General features: G+C 75.7%; 16 protein-coding genes. 5 read left to right on the forward strand and 11 right to left on the reverse strand.

The genetic code is table 11. From position 1 onward, the window contains the following. Nucleotides 1-66: 66 nt before the first annotated feature. The 3 genes from eccE to A6F73_RS10915 all read left to right on the forward strand — a co-directional run bounded on the left by eccE (nt 67) and on the right by A6F73_RS10915 (nt 4,619). Nucleotides 67-1,497 carry a type VII secretion protein EccE gene (eccE, locus tag A6F73_RS10905; protein ID WP_079135589.1) on the forward strand — a complete coding sequence of 477 codons (1,431 nt, stop codon included), beginning with the start codon at nt 67-69 and terminating at the stop codon, nt 1,495-1,497. After that, entirely contained in the window at nt 1,497-2,264 is a 768-nt protein-coding gene (locus tag A6F73_RS10910; RefSeq protein ID WP_063347616.1) for a hypothetical protein, read from the forward strand. Before eccE ends, A6F73_RS10910 begins: the two co-directional genes overlap by 1 nt. Nucleotides 2,265-2,393: 129 nt before the next feature. After that, a complete protein-coding gene (locus A6F73_RS10915; RefSeq protein WP_063347617.1) occupies nt 2,394-4,619 on the forward strand; it encodes a MinD/ParA family protein in 2,226 nt (741 codons plus the stop codon). 55 nt (nt 4,620-4,674) lie between these two features. Here A6F73_RS10915 and A6F73_RS10920 read toward each other — a convergent pair whose 3' ends face one another. The 10 genes from A6F73_RS10920 to rimP all read right to left on the reverse strand — a co-directional run bounded on the left by A6F73_RS10920 (nt 4,675) and on the right by rimP (nt 18,251). Then, nucleotides 4,675-5,619 (reverse strand): bifunctional riboflavin kinase/FAD synthetase, encoded by a 945-nt coding sequence (locus A6F73_RS10920; protein WP_063347618.1) that lies wholly within the window; start codon nt 5,617-5,619, stop codon nt 4,675-4,677. A gap of 65 nt (nt 5,620-5,684) precedes the next feature. Further along, on the reverse strand, nt 5,685-9,311 hold the full coding sequence (locus tag A6F73_RS43965) for a serine protease (RefSeq protein WP_063347619.1): 3,627 nt from the start codon (nt 9,309-9,311) through the stop codon (nt 5,685-5,687). A 314-nt stretch (nt 9,312-9,625) separates the two neighbouring features. Beyond that, the gene (truB, locus tag A6F73_RS10930; RefSeq protein WP_063347620.1) at nt 9,626-10,555 is read right to left on the reverse strand and encodes a tRNA pseudouridine(55) synthase TruB; all 930 of its coding nucleotides are present in this window, start codon (nt 10,553-10,555) and stop codon (nt 9,626-9,628) included. Between the two features lie 34 nt (nt 10,556-10,589). Then, complete coding sequence (locus A6F73_RS10935) at nt 10,590-11,693, reverse strand: bifunctional oligoribonuclease/PAP phosphatase NrnA (protein WP_079135590.1); 1,104 nt, start codon at nt 11,691-11,693, stop codon at nt 10,590-10,592. Between the two features lie 2 nt (nt 11,694-11,695). Beyond that, nucleotides 11,696-12,136 (reverse strand): 30S ribosome-binding factor RbfA, encoded by a 441-nt coding sequence (gene rbfA / locus A6F73_RS10940; protein WP_063347621.1) that lies wholly within the window; start codon nt 12,134-12,136, stop codon nt 11,696-11,698. A gap of 153 nt (nt 12,137-12,289) precedes the next feature. Further along, entirely contained in the window at nt 12,290-12,586 is a 297-nt protein-coding gene (locus A6F73_RS10945) for a DUF503 domain-containing protein (RefSeq protein WP_063347622.1), read from the reverse strand. A 183-nt stretch (nt 12,587-12,769) separates the two neighbouring features. Further along, on the reverse strand, nt 12,770-15,985 hold the full coding sequence (gene infB / locus A6F73_RS39240; RefSeq protein ID WP_079135591.1) for a translation initiation factor IF-2: 3,216 nt from the start codon (nt 15,983-15,985) through the stop codon (nt 12,770-12,772). A 249-nt stretch (nt 15,986-16,234) separates the two neighbouring features. After that, a complete protein-coding gene (locus A6F73_RS10960; RefSeq protein WP_063347625.1) occupies nt 16,235-16,483 on the reverse strand; it encodes a YlxR family protein in 249 nt (82 codons plus the stop codon). A 145-nt stretch (nt 16,484-16,628) separates the two neighbouring features. Then, the gene (gene nusA / locus A6F73_RS10965; protein WP_063347626.1) at nt 16,629-17,639 is read right to left on the reverse strand and encodes a transcription termination factor NusA; all 1,011 of its coding nucleotides are present in this window, start codon (nt 17,637-17,639) and stop codon (nt 16,629-16,631) included. Between the two features lie 57 nt (nt 17,640-17,696). Continuing rightward, nucleotides 17,697-18,251, reverse strand: coding sequence for a ribosome maturation factor RimP (gene rimP / locus A6F73_RS10970; protein WP_063347627.1), 555 nt, complete (start codon nt 18,249-18,251; stop codon nt 17,697-17,699). A gap of 305 nt (nt 18,252-18,556) precedes the next feature. Here rimP and A6F73_RS44370 point away from each other — a divergent pair, with 305 nt between their 5' ends. Both A6F73_RS44370 and A6F73_RS10980 read left to right on the forward strand, forming a co-directional pair. Continuing rightward, complete coding sequence (locus A6F73_RS44370; RefSeq protein WP_079135593.1) at nt 18,557-19,648, forward strand: DUF4439 domain-containing protein; 1,092 nt, start codon at nt 18,557-18,559, stop codon at nt 19,646-19,648. 290 nt (nt 19,649-19,938) lie between these two features. Further along, on the forward strand, nt 19,939-20,862 hold the full coding sequence (locus A6F73_RS10980; RefSeq protein WP_063347628.1) for an aminoglycoside phosphotransferase family protein: 924 nt from the start codon (nt 19,939-19,941) through the stop codon (nt 20,860-20,862). Nucleotides 20,863-20,882: 20 nt separating this feature from the next. Here the strand turns inward: A6F73_RS10980 and A6F73_RS10985 are convergent, their stop codons facing one another. Continuing rightward, the gene (locus A6F73_RS10985) at nt 20,883-21,434 is read right to left on the reverse strand and encodes a GNAT family N-acetyltransferase (RefSeq protein WP_063347629.1); all 552 of its coding nucleotides are present in this window, start codon (nt 21,432-21,434) and stop codon (nt 20,883-20,885) included. Nucleotides 21,435-21,500: the final 66 nt, after the last annotated feature.

Genomic DNA, 21,500 nt, shown 5'->3' on the forward strand with positions numbered 1-21,500 from the left:
TACGGGTACGGTCCGCGCACCGGCCAGCCGGGCCGCGGCAACTGATCAGAGAGGGTCACCCGGGGGATGCCAAGCCAGACCGCTCCAGGACGCCGCGGACCGGCAACGGGCGGGAGGTCGCGCCGCTCCGGCCGGGCGCAGCACGGCGGCCCCGCCCCCGAGACCACGCCCGGGCAGCCGCTGACGCCCGCCGGCGGGAGCAGCGGCCGTGACGAAGGCGGTCGCGGGCCCGTCCTGCTCCGGATCAACCCCCGGCCCGGGCTGCTCGGCGGCCGGCTGAGGCTCCAACAGCTCGTCCTGGTCGAGGTCGCGGCCGCACTGGTCGCGGTGGGCTGGACGATCAGCCGACCGGTCGCCGCCGGCTTCGGCGCGGTCGCGCTGGTCCTGGTGGTGCTCGCCGTGATCCCGCTGCGCGGCCGGACCATCCCCGAACTGCTACGGGTGCGCGCCGCCCTCAAGTCCCGCCGCCGGCAGGCCCGCAGCACGCTGCCGCCGGCCGGCACCGACCCGGCGCTGGCCCCCGCCCTGGAACTCGAACCGGCACTGCGCACCTGCACCCACGCCACCGAGGCCGACCTGGGCGGCCGCCCCGTCCGCCGGGAGACCGGCATGGTCGGCGACGGCACCTTCCTCAGCTCGGTGCTGCTCGTCCAGGCCAAGGACCAGCCGCTGCGCCCGGTGCGCACCGCGCTGCCGCTGCCCCTGGACGTGATCTGCTCGGCGCTCCAGGTCGACGACATCACCCTGGAGTCGGTGCAACTCGTCCAGCACACCCAGCCGGCCCCGGCCCCGCACCTGCCCGAGCAGTCGCTGGCCGCCCGCGCCTACCGGGAGCTGCCGGACGGCACCGCCACCCCCGGGCTGCGGCTGACCTGGGTGGCGCTCAAGCTCGACCCGGAGCGCGCCGCGGCCGCCGTCCGGGCCCGCGGCGGCGGCGAGGAGGGCGCCCGCAAGGCACTGCAACGGGTGACCGACCAGCTGGCCGGGCGGCTCAACAGCGCCGGGTTCAACGCGACCGTGCTGGACGAGCGCGAGCTGATCGCCGCGCTGGCCATCTCCACCTGCGCCAACCCGCTCGCGGTGGCCGGGCGCCAAGGCACCGGCAGCGGCGGCGGCACCACCCGCCGCACCCAGGAGGGCAGCCGGTTCTGGCGGATCGACGACCGCTGGCACAGCACCTACTGGATCTCCCGCTGGCCGCAGCTCAGCCGCCCCGGCGGCTCGCCCGGCCGGATCGCCGCGCCCGACCTGGTCAACCTGGTCACCGGCTCCCCCGCGCTGGCCAGCACCTTCAGCCTGACCGCCGGGCGCGGCACCGGCGGCTCGGTGACCGTCAGCGGGCACCTGCGGGTGACCGGGCGCAGCGAGAGCGAGGTGACGCAGGTCGGCCGCCAGGTGGAGGCGCGGGCGCAGGGCGCCGGACTCGGCCTGGTCCGGCTCGACCTGGAGCAGGCCCCCGGGGTGCTCGCCACCCTGCCGCTGGGAGGAGCGTCCTGATGGCGTACCAGACCTATCCGGCCCCCGGCCCGCAGCACGGCGCCGAACAGCCCCGGGCGCGGTCCCGGATCCTGCCCGGCTTCGGGCTGCGCGGCCCGCGCCGGGAGAAGCACGTGCTGGACGCCGCGGACCTCGGGGCGCTGGCCTTCCCGGTCGGCGACGACGGCGTGGTGATCGGCGCCGACCCGCAGGGGCTGCCCGCGGTGCTCGGCCTGTTCCGACCCAGCGCGTACGACCTGGTGCTGGTCGGCGGCGTGTGGACGGCGCAGGTCATCGCGCTGCGGGCGGCCGCGATCGGCGCCCGGGTCGCGGTGGAGACCGCGCGCGGGCAGCTGTGGGGCCCGCTGGCGCAGGCCGCGGGCGGCGGGCAGCCGTGCGTGACGGTCCACCAGGTCGGCCGACTCGGCCCGCAGGGCGCCTCGGTGGCCTCGCCGGTCCTGGTGGTGCGCGACCTCGGCGCCCGCCCGCCGCGCAGCCGGCTCTCCGCCGCGCCCTGGCAGACCACCCTGACCCTGCTGCCGTACCTGGGCCCGCACGCGGCCCGGGTGCTCAACGCGGCCGACCTGGTGGGTGTGCAGCGGGTCTCCCCGCAGGAGGCGGAGCTGACCGGCCGGGTGCTGTCGCTCCCGCCGGAGGACGTCGCCGCGCTGCCCACCCTCGGCGACGACCTCACACTGTGGGCCACCCGGATGCGGCGCCAGTACGTGCGGGCCGTGGCCGGGCAGGCCGAGCAGCAGGTTCTCGGCGGTCCGCGCCGGATGGACTGAGCGGCGGCGCCGGGCCCGGGGGGCCGCTCCGGATCCGACGCCGCCTTCAACGGGGGTTGCCGCACGGCCTAGTCTTTGATGCGGCAACGGCACCGCTGAACAAGCGGCGGCGAACACGAGGGAGCCCTAGTGAGCAGCGATCGGGACGGCGTCTACGTCGGCGACAACGCGGCAGAGGACGACGACGACTGGTCCGACGCGCCCGACTACACTCCCCCGTCCTGGTACGTGCAGACGGACGCCTCGGCGGCCCCAGCCCCAGCCCCGGCCCCGGCAGTTCAGGCTCCGACGGCGGTGCAGGCTCCGGCAGTTCAGGCTCCGGCCCCGGCGGTGCAGGCTCCGCAGGCCACCGCTCCGGCGCCGGTGCCCGCCCAGGCTCCGGCCCCGACGCCGGCTCAGGCGCCCGTACCCGCCCAGCCCGTGCCGCCCGCACAGCCCGTCCAGGCCGAGGCGCAGCACGTCCCGTTCCCGGCGTCCGCCCCTGCCCAGGCCCCCGTCCCCGCTCCTGCCCCTGCCCCTGCGTTCGAGCAGCCACAGGCCGTCGCCCCGGGCTGGCCGGCGCAGCCGCAGCCCGCCCCGCAACCGCCGTACCCGGCCCCGGTCTCGGCCCCGCCGCCGGCGCAGCCCGCCCAGCCGGTCCCGCCGCAGACGTACCCGCAGCCGTACCCGCAGCCGCCCGCGCAGCACCTGCCCCCGCAGCAGCCACTGCCGGCGCACGACCCGCAGGCCGCCGCCGCGTGGGCCGCCCAGCAGGGCGCCGCCCAACCGCAGCCCGCACAGCCGCAGCAGCCGACCCCGCAGCCCGCGCCGGTGGATCCGCGTCAGGGCGGCTGGCCGCAGCCCCCCGCCTACCCGCAGTCGGCCCAGCCCCAGCCGCACGACTACCGGCCGTTGCTGCCGGGCGCGCCGCACGAGCAGTCCGGCGGGGTGCAGCCGTGGCCGCCGCAGGGCGCCGTCGCGCCGCCGCCGGTCGCGTTCCCGCACTCCGCCGCCCCGCAGCCGCCCGTGGCGCACGGCGCGCCACTCGGCTACACCGCCGCGGTCGAGCTGTCCTCGGACCGGCTGCTGCGCAGCCAGCCCAAGCAGCAGCGCCAGCAGCCGCGGTTCCAGTTCGGCGGCAAGGCGGCGGCCGCCGAGAAGTCGCGCAAGCTGGAGATCATCCGCACCCCGGTGCTGAGCTGCTACCGGATCGCCGTGATCAGCCTCAAGGGCGGGGTCGGCAAGACCACGACCACCACCGCGCTCGGCGCGACCCTGGCCAGCGAGCGCCAGGACAAGGTGATCGCGATCGACGCCAACCCGGACGCCGGCACCCTGGGCCGCCGGGTCAAGCGCCAGACCGGCGCGACCATCCGCGACCTGGTGACGGCCATCCCGCACCTGCGCAGCTACATGGACATCCGTCAGTTCACCTCGCAGGACCTCAACTCGGGCCTGGAGATCCTGGCGAACGACGTCGACCCGGCGGTCTCGACCACGTTCAACGACTCGGACTACCGCCAGGTCATCGACGTGCTGGGCCGCCAGTACCCGATCATCCTGACCGACTCCGGCACCGGCCTGCTGTACAGCGCGATGCGCGGGGTGCTGGACCTCGCCGACCAGCTGATCATCGTCTCCACCCCCAGCGTGGACGGCGCCTCCAGCGCCTCGACCACCCTGGACTGGCTCTCCGCGCACGGCTACGCGGACCTGGTGCAGCGCAGCATCACGGTGGTCTCCGGGGTGCGCGAGACCAGCAAGCTGATCAAGGTCGAGGACATCGTCGCGCACTTCCAGACCCGCTGCCGCGGGGTGATCGTGGTGCCGTTCGACGAGAGCCTGGCGGCCGGCGCCGAGGTCAACCTCGACATGATGCGGCCCAAGGTCCGCGAGGCCTACTTCGAGCTGGCCACCCTGGTCGGCGAGGACATCGTCCGGGCCCAGCAGGCCGCCGCCCAGCAGTCCGGGTGGCAGCAGCAGGTGCAGGCCACGCCGTACCCGCCGCAGCCACAGCCACAGCCGTATCCGGGTCAGGCGGGTCAGGCGGGTCAGGCCGGCCAGGCCGCTCAGCCCGCCCCCGGGGCGCCGTGGGCGCCGCAGCCCGGCCAGGCCCCGCCGCCGCCACCCGGCTACGGCTACCCGCAGCAGCCGCCCGCCCCCACGGCCTGGCCGCAGCCGGGCGCCCAGCAGCAGCCGGCCCCGCAGCCGGGCCCGGGTTACGGCTACCCGCCCGCCCAGGGCCAGCCGCCGCAGCCCGCCCCGCCCGCCTCGCCCGCCTCGCCCGCCTCGCCATCCCAGCCGTCCCCGCCGCCCCCGCCGGACGGCTACCAGCCGCCGCCCGGCTACGGCCACCCGCCGCAGCCCCCGCAGTGACGCCGAAGGGCCCGCCGACCAGGTCGGCGGGCCCTTCCCCGTGCTGCGGCAGTGCTCAGACGCCGTCGGTCAGCTCGCGGGCCTGCTTGACGTCGTCGGCCATCCGGTCGAGCAGCGCGTCGATGGAGTCGAACTTCTCCATCCCGCGCAGGTAGGCCAGGAAGTCCACGGCCACGTGCAGCCCGTACAGGTCCAGGCCGACCCGGTCGATGGCGTACGCCTCGACGGTGCGGGCGGTGCCGTCGAAGGTCGGGTTGGTGCCGACCGAGATGGCGGCGGGCATGCGCTCGCCGTCGGCGGTCAGCCAGCCCGCGTACACGCCGTCGGCCGGGATCGCGCTGTGCGGCACGGTCTCGACGTTGGCGGTCGGGTAGCCGAGCTCACGGCCGCGCTGCGCGCCGCGCACCACCACGCCCTCGACCCGGTGCGGGCGGCCCAGCACCTCGCCGGCGCCGGCCATGTCCCCGGTCGCGACCAGCCGCCGGGTCAGGGTGGAGGAGAACGGCTCGCCGGACCCGGCCGCGCCGCTCACCTGGAGGTCGACCACCTCGACGTCGAAGCCGGCCGAGCGGCCCAGCTCGGTGAGCAGCGCGACGTCCCCGGCGGCCCGGTGCCCGAAGCGGAAGTTGGGGCCCTCGATGACGGCCCGGGCGTGCAGGGCGTCGACCAGGACCTGCTGGACGAAGGTCTCCGGCGACTCCTGGGACAGCTCCGGAGTGAACGGCAGCACCAGCACCGCGTCCACGCCGAGGCCCGCGATCAGCTCGGCGCGGCGCGCCTGCGGGGCGAGCAGCGGCGGGTGGCTGCCCGGGCGGATGACCTCGCGCGGGTGCGGGTCGAAGGTCACCACCACCGCGGGGAGGCCGAGTTCGCGGGCCCGCTCGACCGCCCGACCGATGATCAGCTGATGCCCGCGGTGCACCCCGTCGAACGAGCCGATGGTGACGACGCTGCGTCCCCAGTCAGCGGGGATCTCCTCCAGGCCACGCCAGCGCTGCACCCTGACCGCTCCTTGTTCCGTACGGCGCGTACCCTCTGTACGCTCAAACGCTCAAACCCGAACCCCTATAGCGTGCCATGCGCCTGCTCCTGCTCCGGCACCGGAATGCGGGTTGGGCGCACCGGCGGGTGCGCGGCCCGCCCGGGCACGGTCCGCTCCGCCTCGGCGGCCGCGTACTGCGGGTCGCGGCCGGCCGCCGCCAGGGCCCGCATCCGGACCAGCCGGGGCCCGTCCGGCGCGGTCGGGGCGGCGTCCCGCGGCCACTGGGCGAGCAGCTGCGCGAACGCCGCCGAGCGGCCGGCGCAGCGCACCAGCAGTTCGTCCGCAGCCGGCAGGCCGGGCGTCGCCCGGGCCAGCACCGCGCGGGCCCGGGCCGGATTCTCGGCCGCGCAGTGCTCGGCCAGCCGCTCCACGGCCGCGGTCAGCACCGCCGGGTCGGTCTCGATGGCGAGCAGGGTGTCCAGCAGTTCACAGCGCAGCGCGTCCGCCGCCGGGTCGGCCACCGGGACGGACAGCACCTGGGCGAACGGCCGCCGCACGCCCGCCGCCCGGGCGGCCAGCGCGCCGCCGAGCAGCACCCGCAGCTCCAGCCGGGCGGCCGGGCCGCCGGTCGCGGCGCGCTCCAGGCGGCGGCCCAGGTAGTCGACCGCGACCGGGCCGGCCAGCGCCGGGTGCTCGCGCAGCAGCCGGGCGGCGAGTTCGGCGCCCCGCCGGGTGGCCACCGGGGTGCGGGCGTCGGCGAGCATCCGCAGGGTCTCGGCGGCGGCCGCGCCGGGGGCCGCCAGCCGGTCGGCGAGCGCGGCCAGGACGGGTTCCGGGTCGCTCTCCAGGGCGGGGGCCAGCGCCCTGGGGGTGAGGAAGGCGTCGCCGCCCGCCCGGTGCAGGGCCAGCGCGGCGGGGAGGTGCTCGGCCCTGGTCGCCGGGTCGCCGACCAGCAGGGCGAGGGCGGCGCCGTGCAGGCCCGGTTCGTCCTCGCGGGCGAGCAGGGTCAGCGCGCTGAACCGCAGCAGTCCGGCGGCGGCGCCGACGGCGTGCGGGGCGGCGTGCAGGGCGTGCACGGCGGCGGCGACGTGCCGCTCGGGCCGCCCGTCGTGGCTCCAGCGGTCCACCGCCCGGCAGAGCGCGGAGGGTTCCTCGGTGGCGAGCACGGTGAGCAGCGCGTCCGCCCTCGGGTGCGCGGCGTCGGCCAGGGCGTCGGCCAACTCGTCCAGGGCGAGCCGGCGGTGGGCGTGCAGCAGGTCGTGGGCGAGGTCGGCGACGGTGTGCCCGGGGCGGCCGGGCAGGCCGCGCGGATCGTCGAACCAGGCGCAGAGCAGCGGGAACACCGCGACGGGGTCGGCGCGCAGCCGCTCGGCCACCGCGCCGAGGAACGGCTGCCCTGGCCCGTCGGCGGCCACCAGGCGGCGCAGCAGGGCGAGTTCGGCCTCGGCGGGCAGGCCGAGGCCGGTCCAGAACGCCGGGCCGAACGCGCCGAGCCCGTCCGCCGGGAGCGCGTCCAACCCGCCTTCGGCGACCGCCCGTTCGGCGATCCGCCCGGCCAACTGGTCGAGCAGCGCCCGGTGTTCGGCCGGATCGGGGCTGGCGGCCAGCCCGGCGGTGAGCAGCCGGCCCGCCCACCAGGCCGGTTCGCTGCCGGGCGGGCGCAGGTCCAGGGCGCGCCAGAGCCGGTGCAGCCACGGGTCCAGGGCGGGTGCGCCCCAGGTCTCGGCCAGCCGGCGCAGCGCGGCGGCGACCGGGCCGATCCGGTGCCGGGGGACGCCGCGCGGGGGGCCTGCCGCGGACGCGCCCGCCAGCCCGTTCGCGGGCGAGGACGGCGTGTCCGCAGCCTCGCCGAGCAGCAGCCGCAGCGCGGCGTCCAGGTCCAGGTGCAGGCCCTGCAGCCAGTCCGCGAACTCCCCGTGCGCGAAGCGGAATCCGGGCCCGGCCGGGACGAAAAGGCCCTCGGCGAGGACCGCCGTGGCCCAGCCGCCGGCCGCCGGGAACAGCTCCTCGAAGACGGCCCGGCCCAGCCCGCCCGGCCCGGCGCCGAGCATCCGCCGGGCCGCCTCGTGCACCCGTCCGGCCACCGCGGCCGCCAGCCGCCGCACCCGCCCGTGGGAGGGCCCGGCCGGGCGGGCGGAACTCCGGCGGTGGGCGCCCGGGCGGCGCTGCCGCCCGTCCTCGGCCAGCCGCCGGGCCACCCGCAGACAGCGCAGGTCCAGGTAGGCGGCGAACAGCTCGCCCCGGCGGCCCGGCTCCCCGCGCAGGCCCTCCGCCCACAGCTCGCCGGCCAGCCGGACGGCCAGCGGGTGCCGCGCGTCGGCGTCGGCCGGCCAGCCCGGCGGCAGCCCGTAGCGGCGGCGCACCCGCTCGGCCGCCTCGGCGGGGAGCGGGCCGAGCCGGTGCCCGGCGAGGCTGGGGGCGCCCGGGCCGCCGCCGTCCATCCGGACGGTGGGGGCGCTGGCCAGGTCGCCGTCCGGCTCCGGCGGGTCCGGGTACCGGGCGGGGCCGGGGCCGGGGCCGCTGCCCCACTTCTCGGCCGCCAGCCGCACCCAGGCCTCCTCGCCGCAGGCGGTCAGCAGCCGCGCCCCGCAGCCGGTCAGCCAGTCCCCCGCGCCGCGCAGCCAGCGCGGGTCCAGCGGCGCGGGGGCCTCCTCGGGGCCGTCCAGGACCACCAGCAGCGGCCGCCCGGCCGCCGCGCACAGCGCCGCCACCGGTTCCGGCGCGGGCGCCGGGGTGCCCAGCTCGGCCGCGACGGCGGCCAGGGCCCGTTCCACCGGGGCCGCGAGCGAGCGGTCCTCGGCGCGCAGGTCGGCGCCGCGCAGCCAGAGGGTGGGCAGCGGCCGGGCGCCGCCGGCGCGGCGGGCGGCGAGGGCGGCGAGTTCGGTGGAGCGCCCGCTGCCGGGGGCGCCGACCAGCGCGGTGACGGTGGCCTGCGGCTCGTCCCCGGCCAGTCCGTCGGGCCGGTCGACCCGGTCGGCGGCGAGCCCGGCGACCCGGTCCGGGCCGGCCCCTGCGGCGGCCAGCTGGGCGGCGGTCAGCCGCAGCACGCCGGCCAGGTTGAGCGCGGGCCCGTAGCCGGGCACAGCCGCGCCGTTGCGCGCCAGCAGTTCGGCCAGCGCCGGGGCGACCGCGACCGCGCCGCCGCCGGCCGGCACCGCCGGGAGCGCGCCGCCGTGCTGCGGCCCGCGCAGCGCGGGCACGGCCAGGGCCACCACGGCGCCGCTGCGGGCGTCCAGCACCGGCGAGCCGGCCGGCACCCCGACGCCGGCGACCACCGGCGGGTCGAGCAGCAGCACCCCGCCGACCCCGCCGTACCCGGCCCCGGCGGCACCCAGCAGACCGCAACGCAGCGCCACCACGCGCCCGTCCTCGCCGGCCAGCGCGGGCAGCAGCACCTCGCGCCCGGCCCCGAGGGCCGCGACGGGCAGCGGCGGCACGGGCAGCCCGCCGACCGCGTCGGTGCGCAGCAGGGCGAGCCCGTGCCCGGGCAGCGGCAGTACGGCGTCCGGGCCCAGCACCCTGGTCTGCCCGCCGGGGGTGTGCAGGACGATCCGGTCCAGGCCGGTGACGCTCTCGTGGGCGGTGAGGACAGTGCCCTGCGGGTCGGCGACGAACCCTAAGCCGTGCAGTCGCCCGTTGAGGTCGCGGATCCGCAGCAGGTACCGCCCCGGGTCTCCCGCCACGCCGTCGCCGTCCAGGAATCCCGGCATTCGCACTGCCCTCCCCGCAGGCCGGACGGCCCGGGGGCGGGCTCGTCACGGCGACCTGCTCGCCGTCGGGGAGCCTGCCCGCCCGGGAGGCGGCCCCACCGCGCCTGCGCCGCTCACCACGGGCGTTCACCTCGCGCGCTCCCCCGGGCGGGTGACCCGTCCCTCGCCGGAACGAACCTCCGGACCTCACCCGGAACCCCGGACCTCGCCGAAACACCCCCCGAACGAGCGAAACCCCTCCCGGGACGACTCCCGAACGAGCGAAACCCCCGCCGGAAGACTCCCGACGGGGGTGACGCGTGCGCTGCGGGGCGTCAGCCGACGAAGACCGCGACCGGCTTCGCCTGCCCGCCCGTCTCCTCGACCAGCGCGAGGAAGCGCCCGTCCGGCCCGAACACCGCGATCGGCCCGTCCACGCCCAGCCCGGGCGCCTTGAGCCGGGCACCGTGCGACAGCTTCTCCGCCTGCGACTCGTCCAGGTCCCAGCGCGGGAAGGCGGCGGCCGCGGCCTCCCCGATCGGCAGCACCTGCAGCCCCGTCGGGGACTCGCCGGTGACCGCGGCCTCCAGCTGCTCCAGGGTGTGCGCCGACTCCACCGAGTACGGCCCGACCCTGGTGCGCCGCAGCGCGGTGAGGTGGCCGCCGACGCCGAGCCCGGCGCCCAGGTCGCGGGCCAGCGCCCGGATGTAGGTGCCGGAGGAGCACTCGACGGTCACGTCCAGGTCGATCACCGGCGTGCCGTCCTCGGCGAGCGCCGCGCGCTGTGCGTGCACGGTGAAGGAGTGGATCGTGGTGGGCCGGGCCGCGAGCTCGAAGTCCTCGCCCTCGCGCACCCGCGCGTACGACCGCTTGCCGTCGATCTTGATCGCGCTGACCTTGGAGGGCACCTGCATGATCTCGCCGGTGAGCACGGCGATCCCGGCGTCGATCGCCTCCCTGGTCACCCCGTCGGCCGGGGCGGACGCGGTGACCTCGCCCTCCCGGTCGTCGGTGACGGTGGTCTGGCCGAGCCGGATGGTCGCCTCGTACGTCTTGGCGGTGAGCATCAGGTGGCCGAGCAGCCGGGTGGCCCGCTCGACGCCGATCACCAGCACGCCGGTGGCCATCGGGTCGAGCGTGCCGGCGTGCCCGACCTTCCGCGTCCCGGCCAGCCATCGCAGCTTGGCGACGACCCCGTGGGAGGTGATGCCCTCGGGCTTGTCGACGATCACCAGGCCGTCCGGGCCGGTGCCTTTGCGCTTCATCAAGTTCTTTCTCTAAAAAGCGGTCAAGAGATGATCAACGTACCGGTCGCAGCGCGCTCCGGAACCGTTCGACCACCGCGGCCACGTCCTCCCGGGCGCTGAACCCGGCCGCGAAGACGTGCCCGCCGCCACCCAGCTCGGCGCAGGCGGCGGCGACGTCCACCGCGCCCTTGGAACGCGAGGAGCCCCGCAGCGTGCCGTCCGGGTCCTGCTTGAGCACCAGCGCCACCTCGGCCTCGGCCGGGCGGCGCAGGATGTCGATCAGCCCCTCGATCTCCTCGACCGTGACGCTGAACAGCACCAGGTCCTGGTACGGCACCCAGGTCCACACCAGGCCCAGCCCGCCGGCCGCGTCCGGCTCGTAGACGGCCCGGTCGAGCGCGCCTGCGAGCACCTTGAGGTAACCGAAGGAGGAGGTGTCCCACAGCTGCCGGGAGATCAGGTCGTGCCGGATGCCGGTGGCCAGCAGCCGCCCGGCGAGTTCGTGGGTGGCGGGCGTGGTGGCCCGGTACTTGAACGAACCGGTGTCGGTGGCGACGCCGGTGTACAGGCAGGTGGCCAGGTCCTGGTCGAGTTCGACGCCGAGCCGGCGCAGCAGTTCGTCGACCAGGACGGCGGTGGCCGGCGCGGTCGGGTCGATCAGCTGGTGGGTGCCGAAGCCCGGATTGGAGGCGTGGTGGTCGATCACCACCAGCACCGGCGCGGCGAAGGCCTTGCCGTGCAGCAGGCCGAGCCGACTCTCCGCGGCCACGTCGAAGCAGAGCACCAGCTCGGGGACGTCCGGCACCTCGGCGGCCGGCACGATCAGCTCCTGGCCGGGCAGGAAGGCCAGCGACTCGGGCACGATCTGCGGGTCGTCGCCGAAGGAGACCCGCACCCGCTTGCCGAGCCCGCGCAGCGCCAGCGCGGCCGCCAACGAGGAGCCCAGGGCGTCGCCGTCCGGGCAGATGTGGCAGATCAGGTCGATCGACCGGGCCCGCCCGATCTCCGCCACCACCTGCTGCCAGAGCAGCTCGAAACCGCTCTCCTCGGTGCGCGGCCCCGGGAGCGCCACGAGGGCGTCCTCCACCGTGCTGGTGGAAGACGCCCCCGTGGTCGAACCGGCTCGCGAGGCGACCTTCGCCGGCTCACCCGCCATGACTACTCGTCCTCGTCGTCACGCTCGGCCGCCGGAACCTTGTACGGGTCCGCCTCGCCGGCGTAGGTCGCGCCCGCGGCGGTGGTGCGCACCGCCGCGTCGATGGCCTTGGCCCGGTCGAGCAGGTCGTCGATGTTCCGGGCGTTGTCCGGCAGCGCGTCCGCGACGAAGGTCAGCGTCGGGGTGAAACGCACCCCGATCTTGCCGACCTCGGAGCGGATCACGCCCTTGGCGCTCTCCAGCGCGGCGGCCGTGGCCTCGCGCTCGGTCTCGTCGCCGAAGACGGTGTAGAAGACGGTGGCCTCGCGCAGATCCCCGGTCACCCGGGTGTCGGTGATGGTCACGAACCCCAGTCGCGGGTCCTTGACCCGCCGCTCCAGGGTCTGGGCGACGACCACCTGGATGCGGTCGGCGAGCTTGCGCGCCCTTGCGGTGTCGGTCACGTTGCCTCCTCGTGCAGTGGGTCCGGCATTCGGGTGAGCTGCGCACCCTTCGGGGCCCACGCCCCAAAGTACCGGCCCGCGCCCGGCCTTGCGGGCGCTCTGGGTCCTGATCCGTGTGAGAACGGCGACTTCCGCCGACCGCCTCCACGGCTCTCATTCATCGTCGTCGTTGTGGTACCTCCTCCTCGCGGAGAGGAGCTGCACCTCGGGGCGGCCGGCGACCAACCGCTCACAGCTGTCCAGGATCTCGGTGACGTATCCGGCATCGCCGGCCACCACCGCGAGGCCGATCTCGGCCCTGCGGTGCAGATCCTGGTTCCCGGTCTCGGCAGCGCACACGCTGTACTTGCGCTGCAGTTCGGCCACGATGGGCCGCACGATCGAACGCTTCTCCTTGAGCGAGTGGACGTCGCCCAACAGCAGGTCGAAGGTGAGTGTTCCCACGAACATGTATGACAGGTCTCGCCGACCTGGAAGGCCTCGGGGGGCAGCCCGGAACCGGGCTGCCGGTACTAGGTATGAACGCTGCGGCATCTGAACGCTGCAACATCTGAACTACCCCGGACCCTACACAGCGAGACCGGGGCCGGTCGACGGAAATACCACCCGTCGACCGGCCCCGGCTTTCACCGACTACGAACGCGGCTTCTCGCGCATCTCGTAGGTCTCGATGATGTCCTCGACCTTGATGTCGTTGAACGACCCCAGGGTGACACCGGCCTCGAAGCCCTCGCGGACCTCGGTCGCGTCGTCCTTGAAGCGGCGCAGACCCTCGATGTTGAGGCTCTCCGCCACGACCTTGCCGTCGCGGATGAGGCGGGCCTTGGCGTTGCGGCGCAGCAGGCCCTCGCGGACGATGACACCCGCGATGTTGCCGAACTTGGAGGAGCGGAACACCTCGCGGATCTCCGCGGAGCCGAGGCGCACCTCCTCGTACTCGGGCTTGAGCATGCCCTTGAGGGCGTTCTCGATCTCCTCGATCGCCTGGTAGATGACCGAGTAGTACCGGACGTCCACGCCTTCCTTGTCGGCCGCGGTACGCGCACGGCCTTCGGCGCGCACGTTGAAGCCGATGATGATGGCGTCCGAACCCATCGCCAGGTTGACGTCGGACTCGGTGATCGCACCCACACCGCGGTGCAGGATGCGGAGCTCGACCTCCTCGCCCACGTCCAGCTTGACGAGGGCGTCCTCAAGGGCCTCGACCGAACCGGAGACGTCACCCTTGATGATGAGGTTGAGCTGCTCGATCTCGCCGGCGGCGATGGCCTTGTCCAGGTCCTCCAGGGACACCCGGACCCGACGCTGCGCGAAGGCGGCGTTGCGGTCGCGGGCCGAGCGCTTCTCGGCGATCTGACGGGCGGTGCGGTCCTCGTCGACGACGATGAAGCTGTCGCCGGCACGGGGCACCGAGGTCAGACCGAGCAGCAGCACCGGGCGGGACGGGCCGGCCTCGGCGAGGCTGTTGCCGTTCTCGTCCAGCATCGCGCGGACGCGGCCGTAGGCGTCGCCGACCACGATCGAGTCGCCGACGCGGAGGGTACCGCGCTGCACGAGCACGGTCGCCATGGCGCCGCGGCCCTTGTCGAGGTGGGCCTCGATGGCGATACCCTGCGCGTCCTGCTCGGGGTTGGCCCGCAGGTCGAGCGAGGCGTCCGCGGTGAGGACCACGGCCTCCAGCAGCTGCTCGATGTTGAGGCCCTGGCGCGCGGAGATGTCGACGAACATGGTGTCGCCGCCGTACTCCTCGGCCACCAGACCGAACTCGGTCAGCTGACCGCGGACCTTGGTCGGGTCGGCGCCCTCGACGTCGATCTTGTTGACGGCGACCACGATCGGCACACCCGCGGCCTTGGCGTGGTTCAACGCCTCGACCGTCTGCGGCATGACACCGTCGTTGGCCGCGACCACCAGGATCGCGATGTCGGTGGACTTGGCACCACGGGCACGCATGGCGGAGAACGCCTCGTGACCCGGGGTGTCGAGGAAGGTGATCGGGCGCTGCTCGCCGTTCACCTCGGTGACGACCTGGTAGGCACCGATGTGCTGGGTGATGCCACCGGCCTCGCCGGCCACCACGTTGGACTTGCGGATGGCGTCCAGCAGGCGGGTCTTACCGTGGTCGACGTGACCCATGACGGTGACGACCGGCGGGCGCGGGGCCAGCTGGTCCTCGTCGCCCTCGTTCGCACCGAAGTCGATGTCGAACGACTCCAGCAGCTCGCGGTCCTCGTCGTCGCGGCTGACGATCTCCAGGATGAAGCCCATCTCGCCGGCCAGCAGCTCGAGGGTCGCGTCGGAGACCGACTGCGTCGCGGTGACCATCTCACCGAGGTTGAACATGACGGAGACGAGCGCGGCCGGGTTGGCGTTGATCTTCTCCGCGAAGTCCATCAGCGAGGCGCCGCTCGACAGGCGAACGGTCTGGCCGTTGCCGCGAGGCAGCATCACACCGCCGACGGACGGGGCCTGCATGGCCTCGTACTCCTGGCGCTTCGCCCGCTTCGACTTGCGGCCACGCGCCGGGCGACCGCCCGGGCCACGACCGAAGGCGCCCTGCGTGCCACCACGGGCACCCGGGCCGCCGGGACGACCACCGAAACCACCGGGACGCGGGCCGAAGCCGCCGCCGCCACCGGGGGCACCGCCACCGGGACGCGGACCGCCGAAGCCGCCGCCACCGGCCGGACGCGAGCCCGGACCGGCCGGACGACCCTGGAAGCCCGGACGGGCGCCACCGGCACCCGGACCACCCGGACGGCCACCGGGGCCACCGGGGCCACGGCCGCCGGGGCCCGGACGCGGGCCCGGAGCCGGACGCTGCGGCATCATGCCCGGGTTCGGGCGCGGCATGCCGGACGGGGACGGGGCGCCGGGGCGCGGACCGGCCGGACGCGGCATGCCGTCGGGACGCGGACGGTCGCCACCGGGACGCGGGGCGCCACGGTCAGCGCCGGGAGCACCAGCGGGACGCGGACGGTCGCCACCGGGACGCGGGGCGCCACGGTCAGCGCCGGGAGCACCAGCGGGACGCGGACGGTCGCCACCGGGACGCGCGGCGCCACGGTCGGCACCGGGAGCACCAGCGGGACGCGGACGGTCGCCGCCCGGACGCGGACGGTCGCCACCCGGGGCGCCCTGACCGGCGGGACGCGCACCCGGCGCGCCCTGACGGCGGTCGCCGGGGCGGGCCATACCGGTCGCGCTGCCCGAGGTGAACGGGTTGTTGCCCGGACGCGGGCCGGCCGGACGCGGACCCGGACGGGCACCGCCGCCGGCGGGACCGGCCGGACGCGAGGCCTGCGGGGCCTGCGGAGCCTGCGAGGCCTGCGGAGCCTGCGGAGCCTGCGGAGCCTGCGAGGCCTGACGCGGGGTGTCACCGGCCGGAGCCGGCGAGGAGAACTCGGCCGCGGGAGCGGCCGGGGCCGCCGGAGCAGCGGGACGCGCCGCCGGGCGCGGGCCCGGGGTCGGGCCACCCGCCGGCTTGGCGGCGGCGGGGGCCGCCGGGGCGGCGGGCGCGGCCTCGGCCGCAGGGGCCGGGGTGGGACGGGGACCAGGGGTCGCGCTGGGGCGCGGACCCGGGGTCGGAGCACCCGGCTTGGGTGCACCCGCGGCGGCGGAGCCACCCGCGGGCTGGGGCGCCGCGCTCTTGCGCGGGCCCGGCTTGGCAGCGGAACCACCACCGGTGGGGGCCACACCAAGCGCGTCAGTCAGCTTTCGTACGACCGGCGCCTCAATCGTCGAGGACGCCGAACGGACGAACTCACCGAGCTCGGTGAGCTTGGCCATGACGGCCTTGCTCTCCAAGCCAAGTTCCTTGGCGAGTTCGTAAACCCGGACCTTAGCCACTTCACTCCTGTCTATGAGTCCGGGGTGTCTCGTCCGCCGGACCGTCGCTACTTCATGGGCGTACCCATCGCGTACTCATCGCGTACTCATCGAGAGCTCATCGCAATCTCGACCTACTTCCACATCGCGAGGTACCTGACTGGTGGCACGGCACGCGGCTGCCCGCGAACCGTGCTTGTTGCGGTGGTTCTCCCGCCGCACTGAGCGGCGGCCGTAGCGGGTGTCGCCCCACCGGGCGGCCTGATGGACTCAGGGCGCCGGGGTGTCGACGGTCCGCTCCCCGATGAACTCGCGGAGCCGCTCCGTGTCGAGCGTCCCCTGGAGGCGGAAGGCCCGGGGAAACGCCCGACGGCGGACCGCGAGGTCGAGGCAGGCCGGATCGGGGTGCAGGTGAGCGCCCCGGCCCGGCAGTGCACCACGGGGATCAGGGACGCAGACGCCCTCGACCGCCGTGACACGCAACAGCTGGTGCTTGGCCGCTCGCTTGCGGCAGCCCACGCAGGTGCGTTCCGGGCGTGCTCGGACGTGCGTCCGGCCAGACGAAGGCAAGTCTACCCCTCCGAAGGGACATGGCGCCGCCCCACCGATCCCGGGCGGAACGACGGGGGGCTTTGGCAGGGCGAACGACCGGTCAGCGCCGCACTCAGCGGTCGGTGTCCCGACCGCCGTCCTCGGGCTGGCCCTCGGTGTCCGGACGGATGTCGATCCGCCAGCCGGTGAGGCGGGCGGCGAGGCGGGCGTTCTGCCCCTCCTTGCCGATCGCCAGCGACAGCTGGTAGTCCGGCACGATCACCCGGGCGGAACGCTGGGCCAGGTCGACGATCTCCACGCTGGTCACCCGTGCGGGGGACAGCGCCGCGGCGACCATCTCCCGGGGGTCCTCCGACCAGTCGACGATGTCGATCTTCTCGCCGTGCAGCTCGCCCATCACCGCGCGCACCCGGCTGCCCATCGGGCCGATGCAGGCGCCCTTGGCGTTCAGCCCGGCCCGGCGCGACCAGACCGCGATCTTGGTGCGGTGGCCGGCCTCACGGGCGATCGCCGCGATCTCCACGCTGCCGTCCGCGATCTCCGGGACCTCCAGCGCGAACAGCTTCTTCACCAGGCTCGGGTGCGTCCGCGACAGCGTTACCGAGGCCCCGCGCACACCGCGGCGCACCGCCACGACGTAGCACTTCAGCCGGGTGCCGTGCCGGTAGTCCTCGCCCGGGACCTGCTCCTGCGGCGGCAGGATGGCCTCCAGCTTGCCGATGTCGACCAGCACGTTCTTCGGGTCGTTGCCCTGCTGGACGACACCGGTGACGATGTCGCCCTCCTTGCCCGCGTACTCACCGAAGGTCTGGTCGTCGGCGGCGTCGCGCAGACGCTGCATCATCACCTGGATGCCGATGCTGGACGCGATCCGGCCGAAGCCGTTCGGGGTGTCGTCGAACTCCTTGGGCTCGACGCCCTCGTCCAGCTCGGCCGGGTCCTCCGTCGCCCACACGGTGACGTGGCCGGACTTGCGGTCCAGGTGCACCCGGGCGCGGCGGCGCGAGCCCTCGGTGCGGTGGTACGCGGTGAGGAGGGCGGACTCGATGGACTCGACCAGCAGGTCGAAGGGGATGTTCTTCTCGTTGACCAGCGTGCGCAGGGCACTCATGTCGATGTCCACGGCTACGCCTCCTCGTCTTTTTTCGTCACGTTCGTCATGGTCCGGGCGGTGCGCAGGTCACAGCGCACCGTCGTCCCCCTCCTCGGAGGCGTCGTCGTCCGCGTAGTCCGCGGCCTCGTCGAGGAGCTTGTCGTCCTTGCGGTTGAACTCGACCTGCACGCGCGCCCGATCCACCTCGGCGTACGCCAGCCGGCGCTCCTTCGGACGGCCACGGCCCTTCACCGGCTGCACCTCGACCAGCGCGCCGTCCTCGTCCGCCTCCAGCACCCGGGCGACGATCTCCCCGCCGTCGACCAGGTGGATCTTGGCCAGTCGGCCCTCCGCGCGACGCCAGTGCCGGGGCAGGTCCAGCGAGCGCTCAGCGCCCGGCGAACCGACCTCCAGCAGGTAGGGCTCGTCGCCCAGCAGGTCCGACTCGTCCAGAGCCTCACCGACCACCCGGCTGAACTCGGCGATGGCGTCCATGTCCACGCCGCCGTCGGTGTCGACGTCGATCTGCACCTGGCGGCGGCTGCCGGCCTTGGTGACCTTGACGTCCTCCAGGTCCAGACCGGCCTGCACGGCCAGCGGCTCCAGCAACGCGCGCAGCCGGTCGGTGTGGGTGGTGCTCATCCGGGTGGACTCCTCGGCCGCGTCTGCTGTTGTCAGAAGGTCGCTCCGCGCCCTCCGGCGCCGGTCCGGCGCACACCGGGTCACGGCAGCTCGGCCCAAAGCCTAGCCGGTGAAGCCGCGAACCACCGATTCCGGACCACCCCCGACCGGGCGCACGCCACCCACTGCGAGCAAGCTCACACCCGCTCCCGGGGCGTCCCAAGATCCGAATCCCCGCCCGGAATCGTGGGGATTCTGTAATCATTCACGCCTACGAAGGGCAGGCGGGGAGGCCGCCCTCCCGCACACGCCCCGGAGTGACACCCATGCAGCCGCCCAGCCGACGCACGCTCCTGGCTCTCGGGCTGCTCGCCCTCACCACCCTCACCGCCTGCACCGGCTCCCACGGCGGCGACGACGCCGCGCCCGGCAACCGCGGCCCGCTGCCGAACCCGGACGAACCGGTCATCCTGCGCTCCGTCGCCGCCACCGACACCCTGCTGGCCGGCTACGACGCCCTGCTCGCAGGCCCGGGCGGCGCCCAGGCCGCCGTGCTGCAGCCGCTCCGGGCCGAGGTGGCCCAGCACCGCGCCGCCCTCGCCTACGGGCTGCCGGCCGCCTCGATCCCCCCGGCGCCCCCGGCCACGCCCTCCACCACGCCTCCCACCGCGCCCTCGACCAGCCCGAGCGGGACACCGAGCGGAACGCCGGTCGGCACCCCCGCCGCGCTCGCCGCACTCGAACGGCAGACCGCCCAGACCCGCCTCGCCGACCTGGCCGCAGCCCGACCGCCGCTGGCCCGGCTGCTCGCCTCGGTCGCCGCCTCCGACGTGCTGCACGCCGTCGCCCTCGGCGACACCACCCCGCTGGTCGCCCCGCCCCCGGCCGCCACCCCCACCGAGGCGCCGACCGCGCCCCCGAGCGACCAGCCCACCGGCTCCCCCTCCGCCGGCCCGTCGGCCGACCCCGCCGCCACCGCAGCGGTCACCGCCCTCCAGGGCGCCCTCGGCGCCGAACACGCCGCCGTCTACGGCTACGGCGTGGTCGGCGCCCGGCTCCCCGAGGACCAGCAGCGCACCGACGCCCGCACCGCCTACGCCGCCCACGAGGCCCGGCGGGACGCCTGGCAACGGCTGATCGGCTCCCTCGGCGCCACCCCGGCCGCCGCGGCCGCCGGCTACCAGCTCCCGTTCGCCGTCACCGACGCGGCCGGCGCCACCAAGCTCGCCGCCCACCTCGAAACCCGGCTCACCACCGTCTACGCCGACCTGGTCGCCGCCGTCCCCGGCCCCCAGCGGGGCGCCGCCGCCGACGCCCTGCGCGACGGCGCCCTGCGCGCCCACCGCTGGGGCGCGGCCGACCCCGCCTTCCCCGGCATCCCCGAGCCCCTCCCCACCCCCACGGCCACCACCCCCTAGGGCGTGTCTTCGAACCCCCGTCGTCCGCCCGGAGGGCGGGCGTGGCGGCGTTGGGGTGCGTGCATCGCAAGGCGGAGGAGGGAGTCCATGCGGTGGGGGCACCTCCCGGCCGAAGGCTGGGGGCCATCGGCGACTGACGACAACGCGGCGAGGTGCGTGCCCCGGCGTCGGCGCGCAGGCGGGGGTTTGAAGACACGCCCTAGGGCCCGCGGCGCTGACCTGCGGTTTCCCGTTCATGGCCGACAATGGACGGGTAACACCAACGGGGGAGCGTCAACCGGAAGGTCGGCATGTCGGGAGCAGCACCGCAGATCACCGTCCCCGCCTGGCTGGCGCGCGGCGTCGCGGCGAGCGAGGGCGAACCGGGCCGGCAGTGGCTGGCCGGGCTGCCCGCGCGGGTGGCCGCCCACCTGGCGCGCTGGGACCTCACCCTGGAGCGGGTGCTCGACCCCGGCGGCAGCCTGAGCCTGGTCGCCTACGTCCACCGCGACGACCTCTCCCCCGCCGTCCTCAAGACCGGCCTGCGGACCCCCGAGACCGCGCTGGAGCACGCGGCGCTCACCCACTGGGCCGGGCGCGGAGCCGTCCTGCTGCTGGACGCGGACCCCGCCGAGGGCGTCCTGCTGCTGGAGCGGCTGCACGGGGACATCCCGCTGCGCTCGCTCGCCGAGGCGAAGGCGATGCTGGAGGCGACCAGCCTGCTGCACCGGCTCTGGACCGCCCTGCCCGAGGACCACCCGTTCCCGACCCTCGCGGCCCGGACCGCCGACACCGCGGAACGGCTGCGCGGGCACCGCGCCCTGCCCGGCGCAGCCGAGGCCGAGCCCCTGATCGCCGAGGCCCTGGACACGGCCGACGGCCTGGCCGGCTCCGCCGCCGAGACCCTCCTGCTCCACGGGGACTTCCACCACGGCAACGTGCTCGCCGCCGACCGGGCGCCCTGGCTGGCGATCGACCCGCGCCCGCTGGCCGGCGAGCGCGCCTTCGACCTGGCCCGGCTGGCGCTGGACCGGGCGGACACCCTGGTCGGCTCCCCCGGCGTGGCCGCGGCCGTCCGCCGCCGGCTGCACCAGCTCGCGGACGCGCTGGAGGTGGACCGGGAACGGCTGCGCGGCTGGACGCTGTTCCGGGCCGTCGACCTCGCCCTGCGGGCCCTGGCGGCCGGCCGCCGGGAGGACGCCGAGCTCTACCTGGAGTTCGCCGGGGCGCTGTAGCGCGAGCCCCGTGGCACGCCCTACGCCTCGCCCGGCCCGCGCAGCGGGAGCCGGGCCCCCATCACCGCGTACAGCCGGTCCGTGGCGGGAAAGCGCACCGCACGGGCGAGGTCCTGGTAGCCGAGTGCCCGGTAGAGCCGCCGGGCGGGGGTCTCCGCGTCGATCGCGGAGAGGATGCTGCGCTCCAGCCCGGAGCGCTCGCAGAGGGTGCGGATCAGCCGGGAGCCGACGCCCTGGCCCTGGTACTCGGGCAGCACGTGCAGCTCGGTGACGGCGAACACGTCGTCCAGCCAGGCGTCGTGGCCGCGCGCGTCCAGGTAGGGCTCGATCACCGTGCTCCACCAGTGGTCGCGCTGGTTGGGCATCCCGTAGCCGAAGCCGACCAGCCGACCGCCGCTCATCGCGCCGAGCGCGATCACCCCGGGCTGGTGGGCGTGCCGGCCGACGATGTGCAGCCGGACGGCGACCTCCTCGGCCGTCAGGCCGAACGCCACCGCCTGGACCTCCAGCGCCTGCGGCGCCCAGGCCGCAAGGTCGATGGCCTCGATCGTCACCCCGGTCAGCTGATCCATGCCTCGGACGTTACTACCCGTGGGCCGCCGGCGCGGGCGAAGATCGGAACCGAACTCCCGGGGGGC

This window comes from Streptomyces sp. MJM8645, assembly GCF_001625365.1.
Lineage (GTDB): Bacteria > Actinomycetota > Actinomycetes > Streptomycetales > Streptomycetaceae > Kitasatospora.

Excerpts from the sequence above, each read along its gene's own strand:
- eccE (WP_079135589.1), top strand. The coding sequence starts at position 67 with ATGCCAAGCCAGACCGCTCCAGGACGCCGCGGACCGGCAACGGGCGGG.
- A6F73_RS10910 (WP_063347616.1), top strand. The coding sequence starts at position 1,497 with ATGGCGTACCAGACCTATCCGGCCCCCGGCCCGCAGCACGGCGCCGAA.
- A6F73_RS43965 (WP_063347619.1), bottom strand. The coding sequence starts at position 9,311 with ATGCCGGGATTCCTGGACGGCGACGGCGTGGCGGGAGACCCGGGGCGG.
- truB (WP_063347620.1), bottom strand. The coding sequence starts at position 10,555 with ATGAAGCGCAAAGGCACCGGCCCGGACGGCCTGGTGATCGTCGACAAG.
- A6F73_RS10935 (WP_079135590.1), bottom strand. The coding sequence starts at position 11,693 with ATGGCGGGTGAGCCGGCGAAGGTCGCCTCGCGAGCCGGTTCGACCACG.
- A6F73_RS10945 (WP_063347622.1), bottom strand. The coding sequence starts at position 12,586 with ATGTTCGTGGGAACACTCACCTTCGACCTGCTGTTGGGCGACGTCCAC.
- rimP (WP_063347627.1), bottom strand. The coding sequence starts at position 18,251 with ATGAGCACCACCCACACCGACCGGCTGCGCGCGTTGCTGGAGCCGCTG.
- A6F73_RS44370 (WP_079135593.1), top strand. The coding sequence starts at position 18,557 with ATGCAGCCGCCCAGCCGACGCACGCTCCTGGCTCTCGGGCTGCTCGCC.
- A6F73_RS10980 (WP_063347628.1), top strand. The coding sequence starts at position 19,939 with ATGTCGGGAGCAGCACCGCAGATCACCGTCCCCGCCTGGCTGGCGCGC.
- A6F73_RS10985 (WP_063347629.1), bottom strand. The coding sequence starts at position 21,434 with ATGGATCAGCTGACCGGGGTGACGATCGAGGCCATCGACCTTGCGGCC.